The organism is Mycobacterium shinjukuense (genome assembly GCF_010730055.1).
Taxonomy (GTDB): Bacteria; Actinomycetota; Actinomycetes; order Mycobacteriales; family Mycobacteriaceae; genus Mycobacterium; species Mycobacterium shinjukuense.
The window spans coordinates 140,843-152,531 of record NZ_AP022575.1 but is presented as its reverse complement, the minus strand read 5'-3'; the positions used below and the strand labels follow the sequence as shown (position 1 = coordinate 152,531).

Below are 11,689 nucleotides of genomic sequence, written 5' to 3'. Positions count from 1 at the left end.
TGTTCGCGCCTAGAAAAACTTGGTCAGCGGCGGCGGCAGCACCCGCATCAGCTGCGCCAAGGGCGCCCACGGCCACCACGGCACCGCGGCCCGCCCGGGCTCGCGCTCGATGGCGGCGACCAGCGCCCTGACCCCGGTCGCGTTGTCCACCATCCACAGTGTGCTCGCCGACTTGGCCGTCATCTCCGATTCGATGTAGCCAGGCTCGATCACCGAGACCTTGATGGGACCCTTGGCGTACTCGGCGCGCAGCGATTCGCCCAATGAGCTCAATCCCGCCTTGCTGGCCGCGTAGGCGGCTTTGACGCCCGGCACCCCCTTGTTGCCAAGCACCGAGGAAATGAGCACCAGATGCCCCGAGCCGCTCTCGGTGAACATCTCCAGCGCGGTTTCGATCTGCACCAGCGCGGCCACCAGATTGGTCTCGATGGTCGCCTTGTTCGCCCACAACTTGCCCGAACCCAGCCGCGCCCCCTTGCCGATGCCGGCGTTGACGATGACGCGGTCGATGCCGCCGAGCTCGTCGCGCAGTGCGGCGAACACCTTCGGCACCTGCTCGTGGTCGTTGACGTCCAGCCCGGCCACCGCGATCTTGATAGCCGGATACTGTTGCGACAGTTCGGCTTTCAGCTCGGCCAGCCGGTCGGTGCGACGGGCGCACAGCGCCAGGTCGCGGCCCTTGGCGGCGAAGGCGCGCGCCATGCCGGCGCCCAGGCCGGAACTTGCGCCGGTGATGAGGATTTTCTGGCGAGTCACTTCGGCAGCATATCGACTACTTCAGCAACCGGGACATGCGCCGGTCGGCCAGCGCTTTGCCGCCGGTCTGGCATGTCGGGCAGTACTGAAAAGACTTGTCCGCGAACGACACTTCCCGCACGGTGTCGCCGCACACCGGGCAGGGCAGACCGGTGCGTGCGTGCACCCGCAGTCCGGAACGCTTCTCCCCCTTGAGCATGGCGGCCCCCTGGCCGACGGACCGGCTCACCGCGTCGGACAGCACCGCCACCATCGCGTGGTGCAGGCTGGTGCGTTGTGCGTCGGACAGGTGCTCGGCCGTCGCGAACGGCGAGATCTTGGCGGCGTGCAGAATCTCGTCGCTGTAGGCGTTACCGATACCGGCGATCACCTTCTGGTCGGTGATGACGGTTTTGATCCGGCCGGTGTTGCCGGCGAGCCGCCCGGCCAGGTCGTCGGCGCTGACGTCCAGCGCATCCGGCCCCAGGGCGGCGATGCCCGACACCCGCTGCGGGTCGTCGACCAGCCAGACGGCCAGCCGCTTCTGGGTGCCGGCCTCGGTGAGGTCAAACCCGGGCGCGTCGCCCGGGGTGCCCAGATGGACGCGCAGCGCGATCGGTCCCTTGCCGGGGCGCAGCGGCGCCGGGGCCAGCGTGTCAGACCATCGCAGCCAGCCCGCCCGCGACAGATGGGCGATCAACCACAGGTTGTCGGCGCGCAGGCCGAGGTATTTCCCCCACCGGCCGGCCGCCACCACTGTCCGGCCGTGCAGCGCGTTGACCGGCGGATCGAAGGTTTTCAGCACCGACAGGGCGGCGACATCGACGCGGCCGATCGTCCGGCCGACGGCGTGCCGGCGCAGATGGTCGACCAGCGCTTCGATCTCGGGGAGTTCGGGCACCCGTTCAGTCTGCCGATCTCGGCGCCGGGGTGTCCATCGACCCGCCCGCCGGCCCGACGGTGGCTACGCGGGCCCGGACACCCCAGGGGTGCCGAACAGCACCCCGCGCCTACCGCCGACGCCGCCGACGCCGCCGAAGGCCGCGCCGGCGCCGGCCCCGCCGTCGCCGCCGTTGCCGATCAGCTGCGCGTTGCCGCCGTTGCCACCGACCCCACCGGGAACGGTCGGCACCGCCGCGGCGGTGCCGGCGTTACCGCCTCTGCCGCCGTTGCCGTAGAACAGACCGCCGTCGCCACCGTTGCCACCGTCGATGATCTGGACCACTAAGCCGGTCCCGGTGTTACCGCCGTTGCCCCCGACGCCGCCGTGGCCCACCAGCACGGCGTCGGCGCCGAAGCCGCCGAAACCGCCCACGCCGCCCTGGCCGACGTTCGTCCCGGCGGCGCCGGCGTTTCCGCCGTGCCCGCCCGCCCCGCCGTTTCCGGCATTGCCAATCAGCCCGGGTTTACTACCACCACCACCAGGGCCACCGAAGCCCCCCGCACCGCCGGCACCGATAGTGGGCGCGGAGTCGCCACCTGCCCCGCCGTGCCCACCGGTCCCGCCGACGCCACCGTTGCCCCAAAACAGCCCCCCGTCGCCACCATTGCCGCCGACGCCGCCGAAGCCCCCGCTACCGCCACGCAAAGGGCCAAACTGGCCGGTCCCACCCAGGCCCCCGTGTCCGCCGGGCCCGCCGTTGCCGAACAGGCCGGCATCACCGCCATGACCGGCGAAGACATCGTAGCCGGGGATGCCGCCGCTCGCGCCGTTCACGACGCCCGCGTCGGCGACGAACGATCCGCCGTTGCCGGTGTTTCCGCCGGCCCCGCCGTCGCCGTACAACCACCCGCCGTGTCCGCCGTTGCCGCCGTTGCCGCCGGCGCCGCCGATGCCGCCGGGTTCACTACCGGTACTGCTGCCGGTGGCGGCGCCGCCGTTGCCGCCGGCGCCGCCGGGTCCACCCGGGCCGAAGAGCAGGCCGCCGGGGCCGCCGGCGCCGCCGTGGCCACCGGCGCCGCCGTTGAGGCCCGCGCCCGCGGGAGTGGCGCCGGCCGCGTTGCCACCGCTGCCACCGGGGCCGCCGGCGCCGCCCAGGCCGTAGAGCCAGCCGCCAGCGCCGCCGTTGCCGCCATTACCGCCGGCCAAACCGGCTTGGCCGGCGGCGCCGTTCGCGCCGGGCCCACCGGCGCCGCCCATGCCGCCGTTGCCCCACAGCCCCGCCGACCCGCCGTTGCCGCCGTTTTGGCCGAGCGCGCCGGAGCCGCCGTTGCCGCCGTTTCCGTACAGCCATCCGCCGGGCCCGCCGTTTTGCCCGGTCCCCGGGGCGCCGTCGGCGCCGTTACCGATCAGCGGGCGGCCGGTGAGCGCCAGCACCGGGTCGGTGACCAGGGCCTGGGCTTGCTGCATCGGCAACGCGTTGAGCGCCTCGGCGGCCGCGTACTGCCCCGCCCCGGCCTCCATGAGCTGGACAAACTGCTGGTGGAAGCGGGCCGCCTGCGCGCTGAGAGCCTGATACGCCTGGCCATGGGCTCCGAAGAGTGCCGCGAGAGCCACCGACACCTCGTCGGCTCCGGCGGCCAATACCCCGGTGGTCGGAAACGCCGCCGCGGCGCTGGCCGCGTTGATCGTGGCGCCGATGCCGGCCAGGTCGCTGGCCGCCGCCGCCACGTATTCGGGCGTTGCGATCACCCACGACATCAACGTCCTCCCGACCATTGCGATAGTCCGGCAATCGCCATGTCACCATTCGTCACAAGTTGAGGTGGAGCCGATGTTAGCGCGTTCGTTGGGCGAGTCCGGCTCTTCCGCCAAAACCCTTAGCCCGTCATTAGACTCGTACGCTCGCCGGCACGCTGAGCCCTCAGCAAGCCCGGAGCAAGGAGGATGCGCGGCGTGCTATCACACCGCAACGGGGTCATCCCAGGCCTGGGCGGTCGCTGCGGTCGGAAAGCTCGATCAGCGTCCGGCTGGCCGATGAATCCGTGCGCAGATCTCTCACCGCCGGGCGACGGTCACCGATTGAGACCCCGAAACACTACCCGAGACCGCAGGTACCGGATACCATGGGTATGGATTTGTCGGTTGTGATCTCCCTAACGTCTGAAGCACCGATGAAGGGACACCCAACGATGACCACCGCGGTGAAACCCAGCGGGCCCAAGCCAGGTGGACCCGGTCGCGAAGAGTTCTCCGAGCGCCTGCTCAAGGGCTCGGTCAATAAGTCCTACGAGCCCGTCGTCGACATCGACTGGGATGCCCCGCTCGACCCGGACAAGTTCTATCTACCCCCCAGGCTGGTGTCGCTCTACGGCACCCCGATGTGGGATGGGATGACTCGCGAGCAGCGCATCGAGCTGTCCCGCCAGGAGTTGGTCAACACGCTATCGGCGGGCATCTGGTTTGAGAACCTGCTGAACCAGTCGCTGTTGCGCAGGCTGATGCACGAGGACCCGACCACTCGCGCCACGCATTACGCGCTGACCGAGATGGGCGACGAAACCCGGCACATGGTCATGTTCGGCACGGCGATCGAGCGCATGGGGGCCAAGCCGGTACGCCCGCGGCTGCTGCACCGGATGATCATCAACATGTTGCCCTTCGCTTTTCAGCGTGGTTCGATGCTGTGGGTGGCCGCGTTGATCGGGGAAGAAATCTTCGACTCGCTGCAGCGGCAGATGATGGATGACCCGGAATTGCAGCCAATGGTCCAGCGACTCATGCGCATTCACGTCACCGAAGAAGCGCGCCACATTCAGTTCGCGCGTGACGGCTTGCGTCGGCGGGTGCAGGCCATGCCGCGGATCAACAGATGGTTCATGGCCAACATCAACGGCCTGGGCGGGTACTTCTTCCGCTACCTGTTCAGCAACCCGATCCCCTATGCGCGGGCCGGCCTGGACCCTCGGCAGGCACGCATGACCGCGCGCACCAGCCCGCACCGTCGTGAAATGCAGGTGGCCGGATTCGCCCCACTGGCAGCGTTTTTGACCGAGGTGGGCCTGATGGGTCCGATCGCGCGCCGCGGCTGGCGACGGTGCGGGTTTCTGTGACCGACACACCCGCTGCCGCCGACATCGTCATCATCGGCGCGGGTGCCCGCGGGCGCACGGTCGCTGCGGCGTTGGCGGCGGCGGGTTTCACCGACGTCGAGATCCTCGACCAAACACCCGGGACCGCGCGTCACGTGGTCGGTGCGCTGTTCGACGACGGCACCGACAGCTGGCTGCTGAGCACCACCGACGGCGAGACGTTGCGGGCCTCTGTCGTCATCGCGGCTCATCGACCGGTGTACCTCCCGTGGACACCGGAGTTGGTCGGGCGCAGCGCTTTTCGAGGCGAGATGTTTCACGCGGTGGCGTGGGACCCTGCCTTCGATCCGGCCGGTAAACGTATCGCCGTGGTCGGGGGCGACGCCGCCGCCGGTCACCACATCGGCTCGCTGATCGGGCCGGCGGCCTCGGTCACCGTGTTCGCCTACCCACCGCGCCGGGTTGTCAGCGAAATCCCGCCGTTGACAACCCGGGCCAAACGCTGGCTGGCGCGCCACACCCGGATGCAGCGGCCGCGGCCGACGCCCCGGCTGGTAGGGGCACCGATCGAGTCGTTGACTTCGTCGGGCATCCGCACCAGCGATGGTGTCGAGCACGGCGTGGACGCCATCATCTTTGGCACCGGGTTCGCGATCCCCGACCAGATCTGCGATCACACGCTGGTCGGCGCCCGCGGCGTGACCATCCGGCAGGCCTGGCCCGACGGCATGGAGCCCTTTCTCGGGGTCGCGGTGCACGGCTTTCCCAACTACTTTTTCCTCACCGGGCCCGATATCCGCCACCAGGCCCGCTACCTCGTCGAGTGCCTCGCGCTGCTGAAACGCACCGCCAGCACCCGCATCGAGGTGCGCCGCAGCAGCCAGCAGGTCTTCAACGAGCGCGCCCAACTTGGACCTGCCCGGCCGTATCCGGTGACCCGGGCGTTCGACCTGTCATCCAGCGCATCGGCGGACCACGACGCCTACGACGGCGCGGCGACGCTGCAGATCGCCGGCAGCTGCCACCCGGTGCATGTTCGGCTGACCGGTCATCTCGACCCGATCGACGGCCATTACCACTGGCAGGGGACCGTTCGTGGGCCACTGCCGCGGGAGTCGCTGCTGCGGTCGCGGTCGGCCACGCTGTCGGTGGGGCGGCGCAGCGTGCCGGCACGCCTCACCGAAGAAACACCCTGGGGCACGCACTCGGTCGCCGGGGTGGGCGCGCCTCCGTACCCCATGAGCGGCCGCTGACCGCAACGGTCCTCGACGCGCACGGCGGCGCCGGGCGGCAGCCGTTGCGCCGTTGTGGTCGGATTCGCCGGATTCGCCCGCTGAAATCCGGATACGCTGGGTGCATCCCAGACCGGAGGTTGGCTGCGCCAGTCAAGTGGGTAACCCCCGTGGGTGAACGTCTGCTGTGACAGACGGCGAGACGGACGAGAACGGCATGTTCGGCGTGGTAGTAGGCGGCGCTTCGGACGGGCCGGGTCGAGGCGGCTGCCCGACCCGCGTCCAGCCTGCGGCGCGGCCATGGCCTCACAGGTTGGGCGGCTACCCTGCGACGTCGGGGTGCGTGGATGCCGCCCGGGATGCGCGAGATGGGGCGACCATCCGAAGATGGGCCTGTGTGCCGCCAACGGGGGCGGCATCCTCAGGCAATCGGCGGGGCAGCAGTTCGAGGAGCAGGCAATGGACGACCGGACGGAACCGGCATTCCGGTTGCTGACCTGCCGCCGTGGTGCAACCACGTCCGAGGTGATGACCCAGCCACCGCCGGTGGGACGCGCGGTCGGCACCGGTGAGGCTCCAAGCGCGCGGGGGTGGTGCCCATGGGCGCGGTAGCTGAATCACCGAGCTCGCTGGCCATTGCTTCGCGGACGGAGCAGTCGATGGTCGTCCTGGCGGCCGACGGTGTGCTGGACGCCAACACCTCTGCCGAGCTCCGTGACAACATCATCAATGCGACGCTTGACGAGCCCTCCGCGGTCATCGTCGACGTCTCCGGACTTCACGTGCCCGACGAAGCGGCATGGTCGGTCTTCATCAGCGCGCGCTGGCAGCTGGACGCTCGGCCCGATGTTCCGATCATGCTCGTCTGTTCTCATCGCGCGGGCCGCGAGGCGATCACCCGCACCGGGGTCGCCCGTTTCATGCCGGTGTTCCCCAGCGAGAAGGGGGCGATCAAGGCCATTGGTCGGCTCGCGCGTCGCCAAGTCCAGAGCGCCCAGGCACAACTGCCCGCCAACGTGACCAGCCTTCGTGAGTCACGCCGGCTGGTCCGCGAATGGCTCACCGGCTGGTCCCAACCCGCGCTGATCCCGGTCGCCTTGGTGGTTGTCAACGTGTTCATGGAAAACGTGTTGGAGCACACCGACAGTGACCCGGTGATGAGGATCGAATGCGACGGCCCGACAGCGACGATCGCGGTCGCCGACGCCAGCAGCGCGCCCGCATTGCGGTTGCCGGCGCCCCCAAAGGGAATCGACGTGTCCGGGCTGGCCATCGTGGAGGCGCTGACGCGCGCCTGGGGCAGCACCCCCACCTCGTCCGGCAAAACGGTGTGGGCGGTCATCGGCCCCGAAAACCAGCTCTAGCCGGGCGTGCCGCCACCTGGAGCGGGACGCCGCGAAAGTTGAGGAGTCACAGCGGGATCTGACTTCTGGGTAGCCGTCCGGCCATCGTCAGGCGGAGCGGCGCGCCAGCCACTGGGCCTGCAGCACGATCAGGGCCAGCAACTCCAGCCGGGGGGTGTCGGGATCGAGTTCGCGATAGCGCTGATAGACGTTGACGACGACGCGCTCGGCGTCCAGCCAGGTCGCGTACTCGCCGAGGTCGATGGTCTCGGCGGCCTCCTCGAACGACAGGCCCTTGCGATGGGCGGCCTCGGCCTGCTCGGAGACGTGCACGAGATAACCACGCACGGCACGAATTCCATCCGGGTCGGTGACCGGACCGTGCCCGGGCACCACCGTGGGCGCGTCCAGCGCGATCATCGCGTCGCAGGCCGCGACCCAGTTCGCGATCGGGCCGGCCCAGACGACCGGCGTGCAGCCGATAAACAGCAGATCACCGGCGAAGAGCACCCCGGCGTCGGGTACGTGCACCACCGAGTCGGCGGCGGTGTGCGCCGGACCGAGGTTGTGCAGATCTATCCGCCTGCCGCCGACGTCGAGGGTGAGCTCGCGATCGAATGTTTGGTCGGCGTTGCGTACCTTGATGCCGCTGAAGTCGAAGTGCCCGAAGCGGTCTCGTGAATAGCGTGTCGCGACCGGTCCGAGGTCGGCGATTTGCAGCATGGCCAGCATCTCCGGGGGCCAACCGTGCGCGATCTCCTCGGCGGTGCCCTCGGCGGCGATGATCCGGACGTCCGGGCCCAGCAGTTGATTGCCGTGGGTATGGTCGCCGTTGGCATGGGTGATCAGGGCATCGGTGATGGGCGCCTGATCGGTGATGGGCTTCATGGCGGCCAGCATCTCGCGGGTCAGCGCCATGTCGAACAGGGTGTCCACCAGTAGCGATGCGCCATCACCGGCGACCAGTCCGGCGTTGCTCCAGCCGTATCCGCCGTCCGGCAGCGTCCAGGCCCACACTCGGTCGGCCACGTGGTGCAGTCCGCGCGTGTAGGGCACCCGCGCCGGCGCCGCGTTGACCCGGGTCCGCGCGGGCTCGGCGTCCGGATTCGGGCGGGGGGCCAACGGAATTGGCGGCCGGCTGGCGCGGACGGTCTGTCGGGTCTCGCCCAGCCCTTCGACCCGGAGGATGACCACGTCGCCGTCGCGCAACCAGCCGGGGAACGACTCGGGGTTTCGCAGATGCTCGACCAGCGTGCAGGTGGGCACGGTGCCGGAGCCGAACACGTCACCCGGGTGCAGCATCACCCCCCGCGAGGCGTAGGAGATGACTTCGCCGAAGCTCCAGTCCATGGCCGCGGTCGATCCCGAGCCGATGACGGTGTCGTTGACCAACGCGGTCACCTGCAGGTTCAGCTTGCCGTCGCGACGGTAGGGCGCCAGCTCGTCGGCGGTGACCAGATACGGACCCAGGGTGACTCCGCTGTCTTTGCCCTTGGCCTGCCCGATGCGCAGCTGACCCTCCAGCTGTTGCAGGTCGCGCGCGGACCAGTCGTTGAAGATGGTGTAGCCGATGATCGCCTGCTCCGCCTGCTCGACGGACAGATCCCTCAGGTCCCAGTCCGCCGCGCCGATGACCGCCGCGATCTCCAATTCGAAGTCCTGCCAGACACTTCCGGGCGCCATCGGCGCGTCCTCGTAGGGGCCGAGAACGGTTGCCGGACACGCGAAGTAAAACGCCGGGATCCGATACCAGGTGTCCATGAGCACCCGGCCGCCGCCGATGGCCTGCTGACAGTTGCGCATGTGATCCAGAAAGCACAGCGAGTCGCGGATCGACGGGGGCCGCGGGATCGGCGCCGCCAGCGACGCCTCGGCCAGCCCGACCACCGCGGCCGGCGATCGCAGCGCGTCCTCGCCGGCTGTGCGCAGCCCATCCGCGCCGCGCCCGATCAGGTCCAGCAGGGCCACACCTGGCGCCGCCGCGTAGATTTGGTCCCCGGCGAGCACCCCAGTGCGGTCGCCGTGGTCGCTTCGATACGTGACCCATTTCATTCGCGCACCACCTCACTCGGGTTCTTGTCCGGCCGCAGCCCGCGCCAGCTTGATTGCCGCAGCCGGTTGTCCGGGGTCCACTCGCTGTAGCGCACCTCCCCGACCAGCGTCGGCTTGACGAACGTGACGCCCTTGGCGTCACGCGTGGGCAGCGCAGCGTCGAACGGAGACTCATCGGTGTGCAGCGGTGCCAGCGTCTTCTGGAGATCGGCCAGCTCCCGTTCGGTGAATCCGGTGCCGACTCGCCCGACGAATCGCAGCCCACCCGGGCCGGGAATGCCCATCAGCAGCGCGCCAATGCCGCCGCCGCGTCCGCCTTCCCCGGCCCGCCAACCGCCGATGACGACTTCCTGGGTGTTCCAGTGCTTGTCCTTGATCCACGCAGACGAGCGCCGGCCCGGCTGATAGCTGGAGTCGCGCCGCTTGGCGACCACGCCCTCCCAGCGGTGCTCGCGCGAGTACTCCAACGCCTGTGCGCCGTCACCGGGCAGCAGCTCGGGAACGATGAGAGCGCTTGCGCTGGCCAGGGTTTCCAGCAACTTGCGGCGGTCCCGATACTTGGCCCGGAGCAGCGACCGGCCGTCCAGGTAGAGCAGGTCGAACGCCCAGAACTCGACCGGGGTAGCGCGACCGCGGTTCTGCATCTCGTTGAAGCTGGGCACCCCGGACTTGTCGAGCACGACGGCCTCTCCGTCGAGCACCGCGTGGTGGTCGACGAGATCGGCTGCCACCGACCGCAATTGGGGGTACTCCGCGGTGACGTCGCGGCCGCTGCGAGAGCGCAGTCGCAGGCTGCCGTGATCGGCATCGATCAACAGCCGGTAGCCGTCCCACTTGCCCTCGAACGCCCACTGGCTCGCCCGCAGACCGGCCACCGAACCGTGTGTGGCGAGCATGGGCGCCAGCGAATCGAACTCGAAGACCTGCTGGTCCTTCATCCGGTGCGCCAGCCACCGGTCGCCGTCGGTCCGAATCAGCGCATACCGACCGGAGATCCGGCTGCCGTGCAGGTTGACGATGACCTCCCCCTTTTCAGCATCGTCGCGGAACTTTTCGGTGTCGTAGGTGCCGGAGTCCCAGATGAGCACCTTGCCGGCGCCGTATTCCCCGTTGGGGATCACGCCCTCGAACGTGGCATATTCCAGCGGATGATCCTCGGTGTGCACAGCCAGGTGGTTGACCGATGCCGTGTCGGGAAGATTCTTCGGTACGGCCCACGAGACCAGCACGCCGTCTCGTTCCAGCCGGAAGTCGTAGTGCAGGCGGCGGGCGTGGTGTTCCTGGATGACGAACGTATTATTCTGGCCGACTGTTGGTTTCGCGCGCGGTACCGGCTCGGGTGTCTTCGACGGATCGCGCATGCTGCGATATTTGGTCAGCCGGTCCCGGCTGGGCAGGTCGGCATCCAGCGGCTCCAGTGGGTCACTGTCGCGGGCGACTCGGGCCAGTACCTCGTGGTAGCTCAGTTGACGCAGCCCGGGGTCGTCGAGTTCGGACCAGCTGCGGGGCGCCGCGACCGTCGGATGCTCCCGCCCGCGTAGCGAGTAGGGCGCAATGGTGGTCTTCGACCCGTTGTTCTGGCTCCAGTCCACCAACACCTTGCCGGCCCGCCGGCTCTTGATCATGGTCGAGGTGACCAGCGACGGCATCGCCTTTTCCAGTTGCTGCGCGACGCGTTTGGCCAACACCGTGGCACCCGCGCTGCTCACCGGGTGATCCAGCGGCGAGTACAGGTGCAGCCCCTTGCTGCCGCTGGTGAGCGGGAAGGTGGTCAACCCGATGTCGGCGATCAGATCCCGGATGGCACGTGCCACCTCGGTCAGCTGCGCCATCGTTACACCGTCACCCGGGTCCAGGTCGAACACCAATCGTGTTGCCGGGCCGGGCTTCAGCCGTTCGCCGCTACGCGTCCACTCGGCGACGAACCGCCACTGCGGCACGTGCACCTCCAGCGCCGCTTGCTGTGCGATCCACGCCAGCGCGATCGGGCTGTCGATGATCGGATAGGTCGTGGTGCTTGACCGGTGGGTGATGCTGGCGCGCGGCAGCCAGGCGGGCGCCGACGGCGCCAGCTGCTTTTCGAAGAACGAGGGTTGGTCGACCCCGTTGGGCCAGCGCTTGCGGGTGGCTGGGCGGCCGGCGATGTGCGGCACCATCACCTCGGCGATGCGGGTGTAGTAGTCGTAGACGTCCTGCTTGGTGGTTCCGGTCGCGGGGTAGAGCACCTTGTCGGCGTTGGTGAGCGTCACCTTCGGCTGCGCCGTCGAACCCATGGTGTCAACGTACGCGGCCCGCGACACCGGCGGCAGCGACCCCTGAGGCGCTGTCACATGCGCCCTCGCGTCCAGGTTCACC

The 11,689-nt window shown here is 69.2% G+C and carries 8 protein-coding genes and 1 pseudogene; 3 read left to right on the top strand and 6 right to left on the bottom strand.

Translation table 11 applies throughout. From position 1 onward, the window contains the following. Window positions 1–9: 9 nt before the first annotated feature. The 4 genes and pseudogenes from G6N20_RS00645 to G6N20_RS00635 all read right to left on the bottom strand — a co-directional run bounded on the left by G6N20_RS00645 (window position 10) and on the right by G6N20_RS00635 (window position 3,376). Window positions 10–756, bottom strand: coding sequence for an SDR family oxidoreductase (locus G6N20_RS00645; protein ID WP_083050304.1), 747 nt, complete (start codon window positions 754–756; stop codon window positions 10–12). Between the two features lie 16 nt (window positions 757–772). After that, window positions 773–1,240 (bottom strand): zinc finger domain-containing protein, encoded by a 468-nt coding sequence (locus G6N20_RS20845; RefSeq protein WP_232065558.1) that lies wholly within the window; start codon window positions 1,238–1,240, stop codon window positions 773–775. A 198-nt stretch (window positions 1,241–1,438) separates the two neighbouring features. After that, window positions 1,439–1,636 (bottom strand): annotated as a pseudogene (locus G6N20_RS20840) (DNA-formamidopyrimidine glycosylase family protein); the annotation flags it as partial. Between the two features lie 63 nt (window positions 1,637–1,699). Next, window positions 1,700–3,376: a PE family protein gene (locus G6N20_RS00635; protein WP_083050309.1), complete on the bottom strand. Its 1,677-nt coding sequence runs from the start codon at window positions 3,374–3,376 to the stop codon at window positions 1,700–1,702. 431 nt (window positions 3,377–3,807) lie between these two features. On the opposite strand from G6N20_RS00635, the gene G6N20_RS00630 reads away from it, so the two are divergent. From G6N20_RS00630 to G6N20_RS00620, 3 genes are all read left to right on the top strand, one after another. After that, window positions 3,808–4,728 carry an AurF N-oxygenase family protein gene (locus tag G6N20_RS00630; protein WP_083050311.1) on the top strand — a complete coding sequence of 307 codons (921 nt, stop codon included), beginning with the start codon at window positions 3,808–3,810 and terminating at the stop codon, window positions 4,726–4,728. Between the two features lie 260 nt (window positions 4,729–4,988). After that, complete coding sequence (locus G6N20_RS00625) at window positions 4,989–5,960, top strand: DUF4873 domain-containing protein (RefSeq protein WP_232065557.1); 972 nt, start codon at window positions 4,989–4,991, stop codon at window positions 5,958–5,960. Between the two features lie 578 nt (window positions 5,961–6,538). Beyond that, window positions 6,539–7,303 carry an STAS domain-containing protein gene (locus tag G6N20_RS00620; protein ID WP_083050317.1) on the top strand — a complete coding sequence of 255 codons (765 nt, stop codon included), beginning with the start codon at window positions 6,539–6,541 and terminating at the stop codon, window positions 7,301–7,303. A gap of 87 nt (window positions 7,304–7,390) precedes the next feature. Here the strand turns inward: G6N20_RS00620 and G6N20_RS00615 are convergent, their stop codons facing one another. Further along, entirely contained in the window at window positions 7,391–9,334 is a 1,944-nt protein-coding gene (locus tag G6N20_RS00615) for a fumarylacetoacetate hydrolase family protein (RefSeq protein WP_083050320.1), read from the bottom strand. Then, the gene (locus G6N20_RS00610; protein ID WP_083050335.1) at window positions 9,331–11,607 is read right to left on the bottom strand and encodes an ATP-dependent DNA ligase; all 2,277 of its coding nucleotides are present in this window, start codon (window positions 11,605–11,607) and stop codon (window positions 9,331–9,333) included. Before G6N20_RS00610 ends, G6N20_RS00615 begins: the two co-directional genes overlap by 4 nt. Between the last annotated feature and the right edge of the window lie 82 nt (window positions 11,608–11,689).

Coding starts and splice junctions, on each gene's coding strand:
- G6N20_RS00620 (WP_083050317.1), top strand. CDS start 6,539: ATGGGCGCGGTAGCTGAATCACCGAGCTCGCTGGCCATTGCTTCGCGG.
- G6N20_RS00610 (WP_083050335.1), bottom strand. CDS start 11,607: ATGGGTTCGACGGCGCAGCCGAAGGTGACGCTCACCAACGCCGACAAG.
- G6N20_RS00630 (WP_083050311.1), top strand. CDS start 3,808: ATGACCACCGCGGTGAAACCCAGCGGGCCCAAGCCAGGTGGACCCGGT.
- G6N20_RS00635 (WP_083050309.1), bottom strand. CDS start 3,376: ATGTCGTGGGTGATCGCAACGCCCGAATACGTGGCGGCGGCGGCCAGC.
- G6N20_RS00615 (WP_083050320.1), bottom strand. CDS start 9,334: ATGAAATGGGTCACGTATCGAAGCGACCACGGCGACCGCACTGGGGTG.